This is a genomic window from Elusimicrobiota bacterium (genome assembly GCA_016706425.1).
Lineage (GTDB): Bacteria > Elusimicrobiota > Elusimicrobia > FEN-1173 > FEN-1173 > JADJJR01.
Window position 1 is genome coordinate 1,091,764 of the sequence record JADJJR010000001.1, and the last position, 19,471, is coordinate 1,111,234.

The 19,471-nt window shown below is 59.9% G+C and carries 12 protein-coding genes and 3 pseudogenes; all 15 read left to right on the plus strand.

What is annotated here, in order from left to right; translation table 11 throughout:
* Positions 1-14 precede the first annotated feature (14 nt).
* Positions 15-1,082: an acyltransferase gene (locus IPI56_04525; GenBank protein ID MBK7545007.1), complete on the plus strand. Its 1,068-nt coding sequence runs from the start codon at positions 15-17 to the stop codon at positions 1,080-1,082.
* Between the two features lie 370 nt (positions 1,083-1,452).
* Entirely contained in the window at positions 1,453-2,019 is a 567-nt protein-coding gene (locus IPI56_04530) for a hypothetical protein (GenBank protein ID MBK7545008.1), read from the plus strand.
* A gap of 67 nt (positions 2,020-2,086) precedes the next feature.
* Positions 2,087-3,818: pseudogene (gene asnB, locus IPI56_04535) on the plus strand (asparagine synthase (glutamine-hydrolyzing)).
* Between the two features lie 1,634 nt (positions 3,819-5,452).
* Positions 5,453-6,762, plus strand: a pseudogene (locus tag IPI56_04540) (aminotransferase class III-fold pyridoxal phosphate-dependent enzyme).
* 17 nt (positions 6,763-6,779) lie between these two features.
* Positions 6,780-7,553, plus strand: a complete 774-nt coding sequence (locus tag IPI56_04545; protein MBK7545009.1) for an SDR family oxidoreductase — start codon at positions 6,780-6,782, stop codon at positions 7,551-7,553.
* A 150-nt stretch (positions 7,554-7,703) separates the two neighbouring features.
* Positions 7,704-8,255 carry a sugar transferase gene (locus IPI56_04550; protein ID MBK7545010.1) on the plus strand — a complete coding sequence of 184 codons (552 nt, stop codon included), beginning with the start codon at positions 7,704-7,706 and terminating at the stop codon, positions 8,253-8,255.
* A 1,072-nt stretch (positions 8,256-9,327) separates the two neighbouring features.
* A complete protein-coding gene (locus tag IPI56_04555; protein ID MBK7545011.1) occupies positions 9,328-9,624 on the plus strand; it encodes a hypothetical protein in 297 nt (98 codons plus the stop codon).
* A complete protein-coding gene (gene neuB / locus IPI56_04560) occupies positions 9,621-10,643 on the plus strand; it encodes an N-acetylneuraminate synthase (GenBank protein MBK7545012.1) in 1,023 nt (340 codons plus the stop codon). The genes IPI56_04555 and neuB overlap by 4 nt, the downstream gene beginning before the upstream one ends.
* 1 nt (position 10,644) lies before the next feature.
* Positions 10,645-11,770, plus strand: a pseudogene (neuC, locus tag IPI56_04565) (UDP-N-acetylglucosamine 2-epimerase (hydrolyzing)).
* Positions 11,760-12,374, plus strand: coding sequence for a NeuD/PglB/VioB family sugar acetyltransferase (locus IPI56_04570; protein MBK7545013.1), 615 nt, complete (start codon positions 11,760-11,762; stop codon positions 12,372-12,374). Before neuC ends, IPI56_04570 begins: the two are co-directional and overlap by 11 nt.
* Positions 12,371-13,840, plus strand: a complete 1,470-nt coding sequence (locus tag IPI56_04575) for an aminotransferase class I/II-fold pyridoxal phosphate-dependent enzyme (GenBank protein ID MBK7545014.1) — start codon at positions 12,371-12,373, stop codon at positions 13,838-13,840. The genes IPI56_04570 and IPI56_04575 overlap by 4 nt, the downstream gene beginning before the upstream one ends.
* A 48-nt stretch (positions 13,841-13,888) precedes the next feature.
* On the plus strand, positions 13,889-15,727 hold the full coding sequence (locus tag IPI56_04580; GenBank protein MBK7545015.1) for a polysaccharide biosynthesis protein: 1,839 nt from the start codon (positions 13,889-13,891) through the stop codon (positions 15,725-15,727).
* Positions 15,724-17,187 (plus strand): D-glycero-beta-D-manno-heptose 1,7-bisphosphate 7-phosphatase, encoded by a 1,464-nt coding sequence (gene gmhB, locus IPI56_04585; GenBank protein MBK7545016.1) that lies wholly within the window; start codon positions 15,724-15,726, stop codon positions 17,185-17,187. Before IPI56_04580 ends, gmhB begins: the two co-directional genes overlap by 4 nt.
* Positions 17,184-18,227, plus strand: a complete 1,044-nt coding sequence (locus tag IPI56_04590) for an NDP-sugar synthase (protein ID MBK7545017.1) — start codon at positions 17,184-17,186, stop codon at positions 18,225-18,227. Before gmhB ends, IPI56_04590 begins: the two co-directional genes overlap by 4 nt.
* Before the next feature lie 68 nt (positions 18,228-18,295).
* Positions 18,296-19,465: a methionine adenosyltransferase gene (locus IPI56_04595; protein ID MBK7545018.1), complete on the plus strand. Its 1,170-nt coding sequence runs from the start codon at positions 18,296-18,298 to the stop codon at positions 19,463-19,465.
* The last annotated feature ends 6 nt before the right edge of the window (positions 19,466-19,471 follow it).

The window sequence follows — 19,471 nt, forward strand, 5'->3', positions numbered from 1 at the left end:
CCGTGCACAGTTAGATGGGCTCCGAGATGTCGAATTCTCTTGTTCACCCCAAATATCGAGCGGACATCGACGGACTACGGGCCGTGGCGGTCTTGTCCGTCCTTGTGTTCCACGCTTTCCCCGGGGTGTTGCCCGGCGGATTCATTGGCGTCGATATCTTTTTTGTTATTTCGGGGTATCTTATTTCCACTATCATTGTTTCCAGTTTGGGCAAGAATAAATTTGGTCTCTTGGAATTTTATGGTCGGCGAATAAAGAGGATATTCCCGGGGTTGATTTTGGTTTTGTGCGCGGTGATCGGGGGCGGGTGGGTTATATTGTTTTCAACGGAGTTTGAAAGGTTGGGCAAGCACGTCGTGGGGGCCACTGGCTTCCTGTCGAATTTTCTTCTGCAGAAAGAGTCCGGATATTTTGATGTTTCTGCCGAAACCAAACCCCTGTTGCATTTGTGGAGCTTGGCTATAGAAGAGCAGTTCTATTTGATTTGGCCCCTCTTTTTGATGGCCGTCCATCGGGCGCGGTTGGGTTATTTCCCCGCCACAGTGGTTTTGGGGGTTGTTTCTTTCCTCGCGAACCTCTATTTCACTTTTGGCAACGCGTCAAAGGGGTTTTATTGGCCCTTTGGACGATTTTGGGAGCTGTTGGTGGGGGCATCGGCCGCCCTCCTTCTACTTAGGCAACCTGTTATCGAAAAAAACCGAAGGGACCTATTCTCGGCGGTCGGCGCCCTGCTTTTATTGATCGGGTTGATTTTCTTGAATAAGAGAACACTCTTTCCGGGGTTCTCGGCTTTGATCCCGACGATGGGCGCCTTGTTGATGATTGTGGCGGGCCCGGGGGCATGGATCAATTCGTTGGTTCTTTCCCGTCGTGTGTTGGTTTGGGTTGGCCTGATAAGTTATCCGCTCTATTTATGGCATTGGCCTTTGATTTCGATGGCGAAGATTAATTTCGGGCCTGTGGGTCCTTGGGCCATGGGCCTGATAATGATTTGTTCGTTTTCTTGGCATGGTCAACGTATGTCATTGAGCAGCCCATCCGATTTGGAAAAAAACGTTTTCCTTACGCCACATCGCTTTTGATCGCTATGTCTTTTCTTGCGATCGCTGGGTTGTTTATTCAGTCAACCGGAGGGCTCCCCGATCGGAGGGTCAATCGTATTTTGACAAATACGCCGGATCGATCAAAAGAACGGAACGTCAGAAAGATTGCTTCGATATCGAATACGCGTACAAAACGGAAGGAAAATGGTTTTGCGAATTTGGGCAGGGGCGGCCGGTCTTGTTTGCCTACGGGGACAGCCACGCCTTGAGTTTATTGCCGGCGTTGGAAAGCATAGCTTCCCGGGAGGGAATAAAAATTCTTTTCACGGGAGCGAGTGGATGCCCCCCGTTGTTGGGCGTCCAGTCCTTAAGGGGCGAGGAAACAATTCGGCGACACAACTGTTTTCAATTGAACGACAGGATCGCCCGCTATGTCGATGAGAATAAGATTCCCGGCGTGTTGCTCATCGGCCGATGGTCTTACTACACCGGGAATTCATCGGGCAAGGAGGATTGGAACCCGATCGCAAAAGGAGATGTCGCCTCCTTTCCTGCAACGATTGAGACTTCTCGGGCAGATTTGGAATACGCGGTGGATAAAACAATGGCGCAATACACGGCCAAGGGGGTGAAGGTGTTCGTTGCTGAAGACAACCCCCAACAACCCATGGACCCAATCCTTGCGCTTCGGCGTTCGAAAGGAACGGTGGAGTCAATCAACGCCTGGGCGGTTTCTCGGAACGAACACGCTGTTCGCCAAAACCTGCCGAACGCTCTTTTGAATAAAGCCGTGCGCTTTTACGGGGCGACGCCAATTTCATTTGATTCGGTTTTGTGTGAAAGGGATTCGTGCCCTTTCGTTGAGGGTGACCAATTTCTCTATTTTGACGATGACCATCTTAGCGTGACGGGTTCTTCTCGCATCGAACCAGTTTTGCGGGCATCGATGGCGTCGTTATGGGAATCAATAAAATGATTGAAAAAATAAACCAGCAACAGAATGACGTCGGTTCTCTTCAGCGTCAATTGGAAGCGACACTCTGATGTGCGGCATATTCGGTTTTTATCAAAGGGAGGGGCCCCGCTTCCGCCCGGTTTGGCCGAGCCATGGGGCAGACTTTGGTTCACCGGGGACCCGATGACGTGGGCATTTTCACCCGTCCGGCGTGTCCCTTGGCAACCGGCGTCTTTCCATCATCGACGTCTCCGGGGGGCCCAAACCCTTCGTCTCGGCGGACGGGCACATCGCCGTCGTGCAAAACGGGGAAATCTTTAACCACGTCGAATTGGCCAGGGGTTTGGCCCGATCGGGTCACCCCTGCGCCACCCACAGCGATACGGAAGTCCTCCTCCGGCTCTACGAGCGCGACGGCATTGGTATGGTGCGGCATCTCAACGGGATGTTCGCCATCGCGCTGTGGGACGGCCGTTCGGGCGACCTCCATCTGGTGCGCGACCGCATCGGCGTTAAACCTCTCTATTTGTACGACGAGGGGTCGCGTCTTCTTTTCGCCTCGGAAATCAAAGCCTTGTTGCGGGCGGGTGTGCCACGGCGACTCAACGAGGAAGCGCTCCATCATTTTTTAACCTACAACTACGTGCCCCCCGCTCACGATGTTCGAGGGCGTGGTCCATCTGCCGCCGGGCCACCGGCTGCGTGTATCAGGGAAAAACCGGGAAATGACCCGCTGGTGGGACTTGTCCTCCCAACGCCCGCTGGATCGGAGCGAGGGCGGTGGATCGCCGAATTCAACGATGTTTTGGACGACGCCGTCCGCCTGCGTCTGCGGTCGGACGTGCCTTTCGGGGCTTTTTGTCGGGCGGCGTGGATTCGAGCACCGTGGTCGGCGTCATGCGCCGCCATTTGAAAGAACCCGTTCGCGCCTATTCCATCGGGTTCCACGAAGAGCGGTTCGACGAATCGCCCTTCGCCGTGGAGGCAGCCCAGCGGTTCGGGGCGCGGCACGTTTTGCGCAAGGTGGACGCGAACATGTTGGACCTCTGGCCCCTCGTCACCTGGCACAACGACCAGCCCCACGGGGACATCTCTTTTTGCCCACCTACCGCGTGTCGCAACTGGCCGCCGAGGAGGTCAAGGTCGTTCTCACCGGGGACGGCGCCGACGAGTTGTTCGCCGGGTACGACAAGTACAAAACTTTCTTCACCGGCCGCGGGGCGGACGCGGCGCCAGAACAGGTGTTCCGTCGTGCCTACTACGAAAACATCTCTTTGTTCTCGGACGTGAACAAGGGGACGCTGTACGCGCCCGCGCTGGCCGACCGGTTGCGCGGGGTCGAAAGTTCCGCGATTCTGGCGCCCTTGTTTGAAGAGTCCGCCGGGATGGACCGGATCAATCAGGCGCTTTACATCGACGCCCGTTTCTTGCTTCCGGGCAACAATTTGGTGAAGCCGGATCGCATGGGCATGGCTGTGTCCATCGAGGCCCGCACACCGTTTCTGGACTACCGCATGATGGAATTGGCTTTCCGCATGCCGGGCTCGTTGAAACTGGCCCACGGGGAAACCAAATACATTTACAAGAAGGCCGTTCGCCCCTTGATCGGCGATGGATTGACCGATCGGAAAAAGACCATGTTCACCGTGCCGGTGGGGGAATGGTTCCGCGATCGATTGGGCCCCTTCTTGGAGGCCGTGTTGTTTTCCCCCCGAACCCACGAACGGGGATTGTTTCGGCCCGAGATTGTGCGCGCGTTGATCGACGACCACCGCGCGGGGCGCGCCAACCGCACCCGGGAATTGCGCGCCTTGATCGCCGGGCTTTTGGGTGGGAAACCGCTCATCGTCTGGTCTGTCGAGGCGGGCCTTCGCTCCAAACACATTGATAGTGTCATGGTGACAACCGACAGCGAAGAGATAGCGCGGGTCAGCAAAAAAGCCAGGGGCGTCCGTTCCTTTCCTGCGACCGGCTCGGTTGGCGAGTGACGATTCCCCCGACGTTTGAGGCGGTCGCCCATGCTCTTGAATATTGCAAGCGACATCTTGGGAAAATATACGATTACATTGTCTTGTTGGAACCCACCTCGCCATTGAGGGAGAGGAGATATTGATAGGATGATCGAAAAACTTGTCGATAATATCAAGAAATACGATGCGATCATCAGCGTTGGTGAAGTTCAGGAGCACCCTTCACTGCTTAAACGGATCCGGGGGAAAACTCCAGCCCTCTTGTCCGGGGCCTAAAAGCCACTTCACGGCGCCAGGACAACGCGCCGGCGTATTTTCCTTTTGGTGTGGCGTATATTGTTCGAACGAAGCGTTTTGTTGCGCGAAAAACCTTTTATCCTCGGAGAAAGACGTTTTTTATCTAATCAACGGCACCAAAACTATGAAATTGACGATTTGTGTGATTTTCTTTGCGTTGAAACCATATTGAAACATCAGGAGAAAAAGCGATGAGGTTTCTTGTGATGGGGTTGGGGTCCATGGGAAAGCGCCGGATCCGTTGCCTGAAGTCTTTGGGCCATGTCGATATCACGGGATTTGACTTGCGCGCGGACCGTCGAGAGAAGCCAAGGAAAAACACGGGATTAAAATCCTCGATCGGTGCGATTCGATCGATCCGGAATACGACGCTGTCGTTGTTTCCGTTCCGCCGGATGCTCATCTTGAGATCGTCCGGCGGGCGGTGGCGGCCGGCGTGCCGAGTTTTGTCGAGGCAAGTGTTATTTGAGGCTTGGAGTCTTTGGAAAAAAAAAAAAGCCCTCGCGGCGAAAGTGCTTGTGGCCCCGTCCTGCACACTGCGTTTTCACCCGGCCGTGCGCGCCATTAAAAAATCGTGCGCGATGAGGAATTCGGGGGTTTACAAATTTTTTCCTACCATTCCGGACAATACCTGCCCGATTGGCACCCTTGGGAAAACGTCAAGGACTACTATGTTTCAAAAAGGGAGACGGGCGGGGCGAGAGAAATCGTTCCTTTGAACTGACTTGGCTGACGGATGTTTTCCGTGGGCCTCCGGTCGCGGCGCGGGACTGCGTGGGGCAACAATGGACGTCGGTGCGGACATCGATGATGCGTACACGATCGCCCTTCAATTCCAACGGGGTTTTCGGGTCGTTGATGGTGGATGTCGTGTCCCGTTACGCCGTGCGGACCTGACCCTCAATCTGGAGCAGGGGCAGGTCGTTTGGAAATGGGACGAACCGAACATTCGTGTCTACCAGCGACGCGAGTTCTTGTCGGTGGTCCGTCCGGCCGTATCAAGTGGAGCCCGCCCATGAAGATTACAACCCTCATATCACCGAAAAAATGTACGTTGAAGAATTGATGGCGTTCGTCGAGGCTGTTCAGGGAAAAGCGGTTTCCCGCACAGTTTGTCTGAAGACATCGGCGTCTTGCGCGTGTTGGCGGACGCCGAACGCGGTTGAGCCAAAAGAGGGGGCCGTTGCATGGGAAAATCACAAGATTTGTATCGCACGGCGAAGGGACTCATTCGGTGGGACGCAATTGTTGTCCAAAAGGCCGGAGATGTTTCTTCCGGATCTTTGGCCCGCCTATTACAGTCGAGCCAAGGGATGTGAGATTTGGGATCTGGATGGAAATTCTTTCCTTGACATGACCACAATGGGAGTTGGCACGTGTGTTTTGGGATACGCGGACGATGACGTGAACAGGGTCGTGAAGGGAAATTGTGGACGCCGGAAACATGTCCTTTTGAACGCGCCCGGAGGAGGTCGCTCTGGCGCAACGGTTGTGCGCCTTGCACCCGTGGGCGTCCATGGCGCGTTTCACACGGAGCGGGGGCGAGGCTATGGCCGTGGCGGTTCGCCTGGCGCGGGCCCGAACCCGGCGTGATGTGGTCCTCTTTTGCGGTTACCATGGATGGCACGATTGGTATCTCGCGGCGAATTTGGGGGAAAACACCGCTTTGGATGGGCATCTGTTGCCGGGGCTTTCCCCCCGCGGGGTTCCCCGCGCTTTAAGAGGGACATCCCATCCGTTTAAGTACAACGACACGATGGATTTCGTTCGGTTGATGAAAACATACACGGGCGAGGTGGCCGCGGTCGTCATTGAGCCGGTTCGAAATATGGCCCCCTCCCCGGACTTCCTTTCCGCCATTCGTCAAGAAACCAGAGCCCAAGGGGCTGTTTTGGTGGTGGATGAAATAACCGCGGGTTGGCGGCTGAATTTGGGGGGCGCTCATTTGCACTTTGGAATCGAACCCGATCTGGCTGTGTTTGGGAAGGCGTTAAGCAATGGATACCCCCTGGGCGCTGTGATTGGCAAGCGCGACGTGATGGAGTCGGCGCAAGAAACATTTATTAGCAGCACGTATTGGACCGATCGCATTGGCCCCGCGGCCGCCTTGGCCACGTTGGAGAAAATGGAGAAAATGTCTGTCCCCGTGCATTTAAGCGCCGTTGGAAAAAGAGTGCAGGAGGGGTGGCGAGCGGCAGCGAAGGTGTTCAAAATTGACATAGAAATTACCGGCATTTTGCCGTTGAGTCATTTTTCCTTTTTGCATGAAAAGGCATTGGTTCTAAAAACGCTTTTCACCCAGGAGATGCTGGACCGCGGTTTTTTAGCCAGCACCTCGTTTTACGCGTCTCTGGCCCACGGTGAAGAACAGATGGGACGTTATTTGGAAGCGGTCCATGATGTGTTCTCCCGCCTCGCAAAGGCTCTTGCGACAGGGAACCCGGAGGGGGCCTTAAGAGGGCCGGTTTGCCACTCCGGGTTTCGGAGGCTCGCTTGAGCCTGACTCCACGGACATTGCCGTTGAAAGGTAAAGTGGTGGTCGTGACGGGTGGTGCGGGGCGGCTTGGGAAGTCGTTTGTTCGTGGAATTGTGGCGAACGGTGGGGTGGGTGTTATTGCCGATGTCGATCGATCGCTTGGCGCCCGCGTGTTAAAGGAAATTCAAACCGATTTTCCTCAGGGGCGGGTTGATTTTATTGCCGTTGACATAACCAACAAGCCTTCGATTTGTTCTTTGCTCGAAAAGACGGCCACCCGGTGGGGACGAATTCACGGTGTGGTGAATAACGCCTATCCCAGGAATCGGCGTTATGGACGTCCTTTCGACAGGGTCACCTATTCGGACTTTTGTGACAATGTCTCGCGGCATTTGGGGGGATACTTCCTCGTCGCTCAGCAGGCGATCGGTTACTTTAAAAACAATGGGGGAGGAGCCATTGTCAACATGGCGTCGATCTATGGTGAAACAGCCCCCCGGTTCGAAATATACCACGGAACGGAAATGACCATGCCCGTGGAATACGCTGCGATTAAATCCGCCGTGATTCATTTGACGCGGTATATGGCTCGTTATTGCCGAGGAATGAAAATAAGAATCAACACCCTCAGTCCGGGCGGAGTCCTCGATGGACAACCCACGCTTTTCGTGGATCGATACAAAGCGCATTGTTTAAACAAAGGGCTGCTGGACGCCGCCGATGTTGTCGGGTCATTGATTTTTCTCCTTTCCGATTCGGCCCGATACATAAATGGTCAAAACATTGTCGTTGACGATGGGTTTACCCTCTGAGGTGAAGAACGAACTTCCCACGGTTGGGTCCCATCGGCGGGGGCGGGTGTGCGCGGGGTCCGGATTTTCAGTCGGTTGCCGTTTTCTCCTTTACCGAAGCGGCCTATTCCCGGAAATGAGACAAAGTCCAGCTCCTGTGATGGGGTGGTCATGAAAAGACTGTTTGATGTCCTCTTCTCACTGTTGGCCATTGTTTGCTTGTCCCCTCTCTTTGTTTTATTGGCTCTCGCGGTCCGTTTCGAATCAGAGGGCCCCGTCTTTTACCGGCAACCTCGGGTGGGACGAAGGGGAAAACTTTTTCAAATTCTCAAATTTAGAAGTATGGTGATCAATGCGGACCAACTGGGTCCTTATTACACTGTCCCCGGGGACAAACGGGTGACGTCGGTCGGGCATTTCCTCCGAAAAACGAGTCTCGACGAATTGCCTCAGCTTCTTAATGTTTTTTGGGGTGAAATGAGTGTTGTCGGCCCGCGCCCCGATGTCCCGGCACAAAAAGCCCTTTACTCGGAAGGCGATTGGCTCAAGCGGATGTCCGTTCGCCCGGGAATTACGGGCTTGGCCCAAGCCGTTCTGCGGTCATCCGCAAGCGATGACAAAAGGCGTTCTTTGGATTTGGAATACATTGACAGGGCCTCCTTTTGGTTTGACATCAAAATTCTCTGGATGACCTTGCGAACCGTCTTGAAAGGCAGTTGTTGATGGTTGTGGTGATCGCCCCCGTCCCGTTAATTTTTCAAGCGAATGTTTTTCGGGTGATTTTCCCGCGCTGTATTGGATTCGCTTCCGATGCCGTTCGGGTGGGTTCGCGGGTCCGGCGTTGAGGAGGGCGCGGGTGAGTAAACCGGCCACGATTCTTTTCGTTGCGTACGGGGGCGGACATGTGAATATGATTCTCCCCGTTGTCTCCCGATTGAGGGAACAAAGGACACACCGCTGTGTCACTCTCGGATTGACCACCGCGGGCCCCGTGTTTCATCGCCATGGCGAGCGAAGTCGAGGTTTCGCCTCCATCATCCGTCCCGAGGACGAAGAAGCCCGGGTCTGGGGAAAAACGCTGATGCGTGAGTTGCCCTTTAACGGGGATGTCCCGGAAGAAGAGAGTGTGGCGTACCTTGGCCTTTCGTATCAAGATTTGGAGCAAAGGATGGGAAGGGAAGCGGCCGCGCAGCAATATGGAGAGTCCGGTCGACAAGCGTTTCTCCCTTTGGGCCCCCTTCGTCGTTTTTTTGACGATGTGCGGCCCGACGTCGTTGTTGCGACCACATCGCCACGTGCGGAGGAGGCCGCGATACGCGTGTCCCAGGAGCGGGGGATCCCCTCTCTTTGCATTACCGATTTTTTTCAATGCAGGTCCTTGGAACGCCTCTCCTTGCCGGGGTACGGGACGCGCGTCTGCGTGATTTCAGAATCGACAAAAAAATGGTTTGTCGCTCGGGGGAGATCGCGCGATGAAATTGTGGTGACGGGAAACCCCGCTTTTGATTCCTTGGTTTCTCCGGTGATCCGGAAGGCCGCTCAAGGGTTGCGGCGCAAAAAGGCTGGGAAGGAGAGCGCGTCGTTTTGTGGGCGTCCCAGGTCGAGCCTTCCCGCAACCCTTTCACCGGCCGGAGGGGGGACCCACACTCCCGCGGCGCATAGAGGAGGAACTGCGCGGGGTGATTTCCCGACGCCGTCATTGGCGGTTGATTGTTCGGCCACACCCCAATGAAAACAGGTCCAAGTTCCAGACGTCGGAAAGGGTGGAAATTTCCCCGTCGTCAGACCCCTCCATGTGTTGTTGCATGCGGTGGATGCTGTTGTGATAATGACCTCGACAGTTGGTTTGGAGGCGCGGTTGATTGGGAAACCGGTGGTCAGTGTGGATGCGTCTGTTTTTTCGCAAGACACCCCGTTTTCAAAAGTGGGGTTGTCTCGTGGCGTGAGTGATTTGCACAAGCTGGAGCGGGCCCTGGAATCGGCTTTGGCCTCTCCCCTCGAAATCCCGGGGGGCTACGCCGCTCCGGGAAATGCCACCGAGGCGGTGGTGGCTCAGATCGAAAAACTGGCGAGAGGGAGAAGCGGTCTGTGACGCCGTGCTTCCTCATCGCGGAAGCGGGCGTGAACCACAACGGTTCCCTGGAGAATGCCTTGCGTTTGGTGGGCATCGCGGCCGCGGCCGGGGTGGACGCCGTCAAGTTTCAAACCTTTTCCGCCGAGCGGTTGGTGACACGTGGGGCCGCGACCGCCGCCTATCAAAAGGAACGCACCGGAACGGCCGACCAATTTTCCATGCTTCGGGCGCTGGAGTTGTCCGCCGAGGACCACCGTCGATTGGCCGATCGCTGCGCCGCGAAAGGGATCGAATTCCTTTCAACGCCCTTCGATGAGGAGGCCGCGGATTTCCTGGTGTCCCTCGGGTGCCGACGCATGAAAATCCCCTCGGGGGAAATCACCAACCTGCCTTTTCTTCGCCACGTGGCCGCCAAACGGTTGCCTGTGATCCTGTCCACCGGGATGAGCGATTTGGAGGAAGTGCGCGTGGCCGTGGACGCCCTGGTGGAGGCGTTCGGTGGAGGCCTATCCGGCGACGCCTTGGTCTTGCTCCACTGCACGTCGAGTTATCCGGCCCCCCTGGCGGATGTCAATTTGCGGGCGATGCGGACCCTCGCCGAAGCGTTCCGCCGCCCGGTGGGCTATTCGGACCACACGCCGGGGATTCTCGTCGCGCCCTTGGCGCGCGCGTTGGGGGCCGTGGTCATCGAAAAACATTTCACTCTGGACCGCTCTCAGCCGGGGCCCGATCACGCGGCGTCCCTTGAACCAACGGAGCTGTTCGAATGGGTCCGCCGAATCCGCGAGGTGGATGTGGTTCTGGGGGCCCCCGAAAAAAAACCCACGGAGGCCGAATTGGTCATGCGTCGAGCCGCGCGCCGCAGTTTGGTGTTGGCGGTGGACGTCTCGTCGGGGCGGCCTCTCGCGCGCGAGCATTTGTCGATCCGGCGGCCGGGCACCGGGTTGGCGCCGGCGGCGTTGGAGTCTACGCTGGGGCGTTGCCTTAAACGGGACGGGAAGGCGGGCGACGTCGTGCGTCCCGATGATTTGATCTGACATGCGACGCGTTCACTATTTGACCGGCACCCGGGCCGATTTCGGCTTGATGCGTTCGACTTTGGGAAAAAATTCGCCAATCGACGGATTTGGGCCTGGGGATCCTGGTCACCGGCATGCACCTTGATGCCCATTACGGGAACACCGTTCGCGAGGTGGAGGACAGCGGGCTGCCCCTGGTCGCGCGGATTCCCGTGTCTTTCGCCGGCCACGACGGGGCGGCCATGGCGAAGGCCATCGCCACCACGTTGAACGGTGTTGTGGACGCCTGGCGAACGGAGCGTCCCGACGCGCTTCTGCTCTTGGGCGACCGGGGCGAAATGTTGGCCGGGGCGCTGGCGGCGCTTCACCTCAACGTCCCCATCGTCCATTTGCACGGCGGTGAACTTTCGGGGACCGTGGACGAACCCATCCGCCACGCGATTTCCAAACTGGCCCATTATCATTTTGTCGCCACCGAAAAGTCGCGGGAGCGGTTGGTCCGCATGGGCGAGCGTCCCGAAACGGTTTTTGTGACGGGGGCGCCCGGGTTGGATGGGATTGATCCCGGCCCCACGTCGCGTGTCGACTTGGCCAAAGAGGCGGGTTTCGATCCCCAACGCCCGATCGCCCTGGTCGTTTTCCATCCGGTGGTTCAAGACGCTCTTGCCGCCGGCGCCCAGGCGCAAACGCTGTTGGCCGCGCTCGAAGACGTCCCGTCCCTTCAGGCCCTCCTGTTGATGCCCAACGCCGACGCCGGGTCCGAGGCCATCCGCGCTGTGTTCGCGCGGGCCGGCGCGCGCTTCCAGGGCCGAGTGCATTTGGGGCGGGAGGTTTTTCATCGATGGATGGCCATCGCCGATGTCCTGGTGGGGAACTCCAGCAGTGGTATCATAGAGGCCGCTTCCTTTGGTTTGCCCGTGGTGAACGTCGGCGACCGACAAAAGGACCGGGAGCGGAATGTTAACGTGCGGGACGTGCCGGTCGAAAAGGACGCCATCGCGACGGCGGTGTGCGCGGCGTTGAGCGGCCCCCGGCCCCCCGCGCAAAACCTGTACGGGGACGGGCGAACGGGGGAGCGCGTTGTCGACCTTTTGCGGCGGATTTCACTTGGACCGGAAAATTTGAGGAAGCAAAATGCCTACTGACTTGTTTTTGCTCGGCGCCGGCGGACACGCCAAGGTGGTCCTGGCGTCCTTGCTGGCGACGGGGGTACGTCCGCGAATCTTTGACCAGGCGCCCGCTCGGCCCGGGGAGTCCCTGTTGGGGGTTGTCGTTGAACCCTGGGCTTTGGAGGGACTGCCCTCCACGGGGCACCTGGCCATTGGGGACAACGCCGCCCGCGCGCGAATCCTCGGCGACCCAGCCCTCCAAAAAATCCATTGGCGTTCCGTGGTCGATCCCCGGGCGGCGGTGGGTTCCAGCGCGGTGCTGGGCGGCGGGGTTTTTGTGGCGGCCCAGGCGGTCATCGGCCCCGAAGCGATAATTGGCGTTTGCAGTATTATCAATCACGGCGCGGTGGTGGACCACGATGCGCGGGTGGGGGCCTGCTGTCACATCGCGCCGAACGCCACGTTGGGCGGTGGCGTGGTTCTGGGGGACGGCGTTTTGGTGGGGGCCGGGGCGGTGATCCTCCCCGGACTGTCGGTGGGCGCGGGGGCTGTCGTTGGCGCCGGCGCGGTGGTCACGAAACCGGTGGCGACCGGCGTCACCGTGGTGGGGGTCCCCGCCCGACCGAAGGTTCCCCGATGAAGTCCATCGACGCCCTGTTGGTCCACAAAGGCCTCTCGGCGCGGGAACTCCTGTCGCGCATGGACGTCGGGGCCCAGGGGATTCTTTTGTTGGTGGACGCGGACGGCCACCTCCAGAGAACCATCACGGACGGCGATTTGCGCCGGGCCCTCCTCAAAGGCGCGCCGCTCGACGCGCCCCTGACTTGGCCGGACCAAAAGCCGATCACGGCCGGCGAAACCGATTCCGAGGCCCGGTGGTTGGCCGCGATGCAGGCCGCCGGGATCAATCAAATCCCGCTGATCGACGCGAGCGGCGTTCCGGTGGGATTGGTGCAGTTGCGCGATCTCGATAAGCCCATTCTCCTATCGACGCCTCATATGGGGGAACAAGAGTTGGATTTCGTCAACCAGGCCTTCGACACGAATTGGATCGCGCCCCTCGGGCCGAACGTCGACGCCTTTGAAAAAGAACTGTCGGAACACGTGGGCGCCGGGCACGCCGCCGCCGTCAGTTCCGGCACCGCCGCCATCCACTTGGCGTTGGTGTTGTTGGACGTCAAGCCCGGGGACATCGTGTTCTGTTCTTCATTGACGTTCGTGGCCAGCGCGAACCCGATCCTTTACCAGGGGGCGACCCCGGTGTTCATCGATTCGGAACCGGGAAGTTGGAACATGTCCCCGGCGGCCTTGGAGCGGGCCCTGCGGGACCACGCCAAGCGGGGGCGGGTTCCCAAGGCGGTGTTGGTGGTGAACCTCTACGGGCAAAGCGCGGACATGGAGCCCTTGCTGGCCCTCTGCGACCGACATGGTGTGCCGGTGGTGGAGGACGCCGCCGAGTCCCTGGGGGCGACGTACAAAGGGCGAGCCAGCGGAACCCTGGGCCGGATCGGAATCTACTCTTTCAACGGGAACAAGATCATCACCACGTCGGGGGGGGGCATGTTGGTGTCCCGGGACGAGGGCTTGGTCCGGCGCGCGCGCTTTTTAGCCACCCAGGCCCGTGACACCGCCCCCTGGTACGAACACACCACCGTGGGTTTCAATTACCGAATGAGCAACGTGTTGGCGGGGATCGGGCGGGGCCAATTGCGCGTGTTGGGCGACCGGGTGCGGGCGCGCCGGGCGATTTTTGACCGGTATCGTCGGTTTTTGGACGGGTGCCCCGGTGTGGGGTGGATGCCCGAGGCGGATTTCGGCGTCGGCACGCGGTGGCTGAGCGTCATGACCCTGGACCCCCGGGGGACCAAGCGGACCCCGGCCGAGTTGATCGACGTCCTTTCTCGGGAAAAGATCGAGGCCCGGCGTGTCTGGAAACCGATGCATCGACAGCCCCTATACCGGGATCGGGCGTACTACCCCCATGGGGAGAACGACAGTTTCAGTGATCGGGTTTTTGAGGTGGGGGTGTGTCTTCCGTCCGGGTCGAACACAACGGACGGGCAAATAGATAGAATTTGCGACGTCATCGGTAAGACGTTGAAATAAACGGCGTTCACCACTCCGCCAAGGACCCTCCTCTTGAAATTGAAGAAAATGTTGGTTTTCCTACACGACGTGGCCTGGGCCGGGGCGGCCTGGACGATGGCGTTCCTCCTGCGTTTCAATTTTTCAATTCCCCCCGACAACATCCAAAGCCTGAAATGGTCCCTGGGGATCGTGCTGACCGTCCACGCGATCGTGTTTTGGCGCTACGGGCTGTACCGAAGCCTTTGGCGATTCGCCAGCCTTCCCGACCTGCGGCGCATTTTTGCCGCGGGGATCGTGGCGACCCTCGCCTCGGCCATGGCGATGTTTCTTTATCACCGTTTGAATCAAATCCCCCGGTCGGTTTTCGTGATGCACCCGTTGCTCCTGGTCTTCGCCATGGGCGGAAGTCGCTTTTCCTACCGCTCCTGGAAAGACGGGCATTTGATTTCCCTTCGCAAACTCGCGGCCACGCCGGTGTTGGTGTTGGGCGCCGGTCACGCGGCGTCGCTCCTCCTGCGGGAACTCGCCCGGGGCGGGGATTGGCGCGTGGTGGGCCTTTTGGACGACGACCCCATGAAGAAAGGGCACATGTTGTCCGGCGTGCCGGTGTTGGGATCCATCGCCGACCTGACCCGCCACGCCGAGGAACGGGGTGTGAGGCAGGTGATCATCGCTTTGCCGTCGGCCTCGCCGGCCCGGCGACGGCATGTGGTGGAAACCGCGGCGGCGGCCGGGCTCTCCGTGTTCACCGTTCCGGCCATGGAGGACATCATGATGGGGCGCGTGGCGATTTCGCGCGTGCGTCCCGTCCAGTTGGACGATTTGCTGGGCCGGGGTCGGGTGAAATTGGACGACGCCGGACTTCATGATTTGTTGACCGGACGTCCGGTGCTCGTCACGGGCGCCGGCGGTTCCATCGGGTCGGAGCTCTGTCGCCAGATCGCGCGGTTCGGGCCGTCCTTGCTCCTTTTGCTGGACGCCAGCGAGTTCGCCCTCTACCAGGTGGAGCAAGAGTTCCGGGAAAAGCACCCGAACGTCAAAATCGTCCCGCTCACCGCCGATGTACGGGATCCGGAGCGCGTGGAGGAGATTTTTTCCCGGCACCGTCCCGAGGTCGTTTTTCACGCCGCCGCCTACAAGCACGTCCCGTTGATGGAAAACGACAACTGTTGGGAAGCCGTCAAGAACAACGTGGGTGGCACGCTCTGTTTGGCGCGGGCGGCCCAGACCCACGGCGTGTCGAAGTTTGTGTTGATCTCCTCCGACAAGGCGGTCAATCCCACGAACGTCATGGGGGCCACCAAACGGTTGGCTGAAATCGTTTGTCAGGCGTTGCAGACCCCTGACGGCACGCGCTTCGTCACGGTGCGTTTTGGCAACGTCTTGGGCAGCACCGGAAGCGTCATCCCCAAATTCCGGGAGCAAATCGCCCGCGGCGGGCCCTTGACGGTCACCCACCCCGACATCACCCGTTATTTCATGTTGATCCCCGAGGCGGCGCAGCTGGTGTTGCAGGCGGGCTTGATGGGGCGCGGGGGGGAGATTTTCGTGTTGGACATGGGCGAGCCCGTCCGCATCCTTGATCTGGCCAAGGACATGATACGCCTGTCGGGACTGACCGAGGAAGAGATCAAAATTGAAATCACGGGACTGCGGCCCGGGGAAAAATTGAAGGAAGAACTTTTGGCGGACCAGGAACACACCCTTCCCACCCCGCACCCCAAGGTGCGGGTGGCCCGGGCGCGCGCGATTTCGCCGGCCGACTGGGAGGACATTCGTCGCTGGGTGGAATTCGCGGGATGCTTGGAAGATGAGGACGTGCGCCGCGGATTGCGGCGTTGGATCCCCGAATACGCGCCCGCGCGGCACGCGCCTTTGATCGGCGTTTCCGAGGGCGCGGCGTGAAAATACTTGTCACCGGCGGCGCGGGGTTCATCGGGTCCCACGTGGTCGACGCCTACGTGGCCGCGGGACACGCCGTGACGGTGGTCGACGACCTTTCCACGGGTAAGAGGGAGAACCTGAATCCCAATGCCCGTTTTGTAAAAGCCGATATCGGGGCGCCCGCCCTGCGGGGGGTGTTCCGGCGCGGTCGGTTCGATGTGGTCAACCACCACGCCGCCCAAATCGACGTTCGCCGGAGCGTGGCCGATCCGTTGAACGACGCGCGGATCAACGTCCTGGGGCTGATTTATGTTTTGGAATTGGCGCGCGCGCACGGCGTCAAGAAAATGATTTTTTCAGCCTCGGGCGGCACCTATTACGGCGAATGCCCCCGTCCCGCGCGTGAAGCGGCGGTTCCGGCGCCGCTGTCCCCCTACGGCGTGTCAAAATTGGCGAGCGAATACTATTTGCGCGCCTACCGCGCCCTTCACGGGGTGGATTACACGGTGTTGCGCTACGGCAATGTCTACGGGCCCCGCCAGGATCCCCACGGGGAGGCCGGCGTCGTGGCGATTTTTTGTCAACGCCTTCTGGCGGGCAAACCGCTTTGGGTTTACGGCGACGGGAAGCAGAAACGCGATTACGTTTTCGTGGAAGACGTGGCGCGGGCTTCGGTGGCGGCGTTGCGGCGGGCCGGAGGCGAGTCGGTCAACATCGGCGCGGGACGGGCCGTTTCGGTCAATCAATTGGCCCTCACCCTGGCGGAGGTCCACGGCGGCCGTCCCCAAATCCTTCACAAACCGGCGCGCCCCGGCGAGCTGTTTCAAAGCTGGATGGACGTTCGAAAAGCCCGGCGGGTCTTGGGATGGCGCGCTGGAATCGGGTTGGCGGAGGGTCTCGCGCGCACCCACCGGCACATCGCCCGGGCGGCGGGACGGGGACGGCCCGCGGTGTTTTTAGACCGCGACGGCACGTTGAACGTTGAAAAAGAGTACCTCCACAAACATCGGGATTGGGTCTGGATCCCCGGGGTGATTTCGGCGTTGCGCGCTTTGCAACGCGGGGGCTACCGCCTGGTGGTGGTGACCAACCAATCGGGCGTGGCCCGGGGGTATTATAAAAAAGCCGATGTCGACGCCTTGCACCGCCGGGTATCCGCTGATCTCCGACGGCGGGGCGTGGCGCTGGACGGGATTTATGTTTGCCCCCACGGTCCCGCCGATGGGTGTGAATGCCGGAAACCCGAACCGGGGATGTTGTTGCGGGCCGGACGGGAGTTGGGGTTGGATTTGGCCTCTTCCTTCATGGTCGGCGATAAAGCCGCCGACGTCGTCGCCGCCCGGCGCGCCGGGGTCTCTCCGTTGTTCGTTCGCACCGGCCACGGCGGGTTGGAAGAAAAGCGTCTTCCGGCCGGTGTGCGGCGGTTTAAAAATTTGGCCGACGCCGCCCGGCATGTGTTGGCGCGGGGCGCCGTCCTTTGAGGGCGCTCCTCCTCCTGGGGGGGCTCGGGACGCGGTTGCGTCCCTTGACCCTGGAGCGGCCCAAGCCGCTCCTGCCCATTCTGAACCGCCCCTTTCTCGCCTATCAAATCGATTTGCTCAAGCGGTTCGGCGTGCGCGAAGTGATCTTGGCTTTAGGGCATCAGTCCGCGCATTTTCGTCGAAAATTGGGGGACGGCCGCGCCTGGGGCGTTCGGTTCATTTACAGCGTGGAAAAAGAACCGCTCGGAACGGGCGGCGCCATGCGGCTGGCCCGCCCCCATCTCACTGAACGGTGCTTTGTGTTCAACGGGGATATTTTCAGCGATTTTGATTTGGACGCAATGCGGGCGCACCACAAGAAAACCCGGGCCGAGGCCACGTTGGCGTTGGTGGAAGTTCCCGACCCTTCGGCCTATGGCCTCGTGGAGACCCGGGCCGACGGGTCGGTGGTTCGTTTCCTTGAAAAACCCGCGGGTCCGGTGTTCCCGTCGCGAACCATCAACGCCGGGTGTTACCTGCTTGAGCCCGGCGTCTTCGACGCCATCCCCGCGGGGCGCGCGGTGTCCGTGGAGCGCGAGGTGTTCCCGGGTCTTTTGGCGGGGGGGCGGCGCGTGGCGGGGTGGGTCCACCGGGGGTATTGGTCGGACATCGGCACTCTTTCGAGTTATGTGGCCACCCACCGGTATTTGCTGTCCGTCCGGAGGGTCGGGGGGGCGGCGCGGCGGCGGGATTGGATGTGGGCCGACCGGGGGGCCGTGATCTCCTCCCGGGTCGAGTCCCGCGGCACGGTTTTGGTGGGGGCGGGGGCCCGGGTGGCCCCGGGGGTTCGTTTCGACGGACACGTCACCATCGGGGCCAACGCGCGGGTCGGCGCGGGGGCCCGCTTATCGGATTGCGTGTTGCTGGAGGGCGCCCGGGTGGGCGCCCGCTCGGTCGTGGAGCGGTCCATCGTGGGCGCGGGCGCGGCGTTGGCGCCGGACGGCCGCGTGGCCCCCGGCGCGGATTCGCCCGACGAGCCCGGCCTGTTCGGGTTTTCCTGAACCGATCGGCGACCGGCCGAAAACTGGTATAATTCCGCCTTCCGAATCAAAGACCCAAGGAGTTCTTCATGCGTCGTGACAAGTACGTTTTTACCTCGGAGTCCGTGACCGAAGGCCATCCGGACAAAGTCTGCGACCAAATTTCCGACGCGGTGTTGGACGCGATCCTCAAGGACGATCCGAAGGGCCGCGTCGCCTGCGAATCGTTCGTCACCACCGGCCTGGTGGTGGTGGGCGGCGAGATCACCACCCACACCTGGGTGGACGTGCCCTCCCTCGTGCGCTCGGTCATCGCCGACATCGGCTACACCGACAAGCGCTTCGGTTTTGATGCCTCGAGCTGCGGCATTTTGAACGCCATCGGCCGCCAGAGCCCGGACATCGCCCAGGGCGTGGACACCGGCGGCGCCGGCGACCAGGGTTTGATGGTGGGATTCGCCTGCGACGAAACCGAGGATTTGATGCCCACCCCCATCAGCCTGGCCCACGCCCTCACCCGGCGTTTGGCCGATGTGCGCAAGAAAAAAACATTGCCCTACCTCGGCCCCGACGGGAAATCCCAGGTGACCGTGGAATACGAAGACGGCGAGCCGCGCCGGATCGACGCGGTGGTGCTCTCCAGCCAGCACGACGAATCCATTTTGGACAAGACCGGGAAAAAGATCACCAACCGGTCCCGGGAAGACATCATCAACAAAATCATCCTCCCCGTGTTGCCCAAAAAGATGTTGGACAAAAACACGAAATTTTATGTGAACCCCACCGGGAAATTCGTGGTGGGCGGCCCCGAGGGGGACACCGGCGTGACCGGCCGGAAAATTATCGTGGACACCTACGGCGGTTGGGCGCCCCACGGCGGCGGCGCCTTCAGCGGCAAGGACCCCACGAAAGTGGACCGTTCGGCCTGTTACATGGCGCGCCACGTGGCGAAAAACGTGGTGGCGGCGGGCTTGGCCCGTCAATGCACCGTGCAGTTGGCCTACGCGATCGGTGTGGCGGAACCGGTCAGCGTGATGGTGGACACCCACAACACGGGCTTGTTGCCCACGGAACAAATCGCCGGGGCCGTCCGGGACGTCTTCCCGTTAACGCCCAAGGGCATCATCGACTACCTCAAGTTGCGTCGCCCTTTCTACCGCAAAACCGCTTCGTACGGCCATTTCGGCCGGCCGGACCCGGACTTTTATTGGGAAAAGACCAACAAGGCGACCGAACTCAAAAAGCGCTTGCGCGCTTAATTTTTT

Excerpts from the sequence above, each read along its gene's own strand:
- IPI56_04550 (MBK7545010.1), top strand. The coding sequence starts at position 7,704 with ATGAAAAGACTGTTTGATGTCCTCTTCTCACTGTTGGCCATTGTTTGC.
- IPI56_04595 (MBK7545018.1), top strand. The coding sequence starts at position 18,296 with ATGCGTCGTGACAAGTACGTTTTTACCTCGGAGTCCGTGACCGAAGGC.
- IPI56_04525 (MBK7545007.1), top strand. The coding sequence starts at position 15 with ATGGGCTCCGAGATGTCGAATTCTCTTGTTCACCCCAAATATCGAGCG.
- IPI56_04580 (MBK7545015.1), top strand. The coding sequence starts at position 13,889 with ATGTTGGTTTTCCTACACGACGTGGCCTGGGCCGGGGCGGCCTGGACG.
- IPI56_04575 (MBK7545014.1), top strand. The coding sequence starts at position 12,371 with ATGAAGTCCATCGACGCCCTGTTGGTCCACAAAGGCCTCTCGGCGCGG.
- IPI56_04570 (MBK7545013.1), top strand. The coding sequence starts at position 11,760 with ATGCCTACTGACTTGTTTTTGCTCGGCGCCGGCGGACACGCCAAGGTG.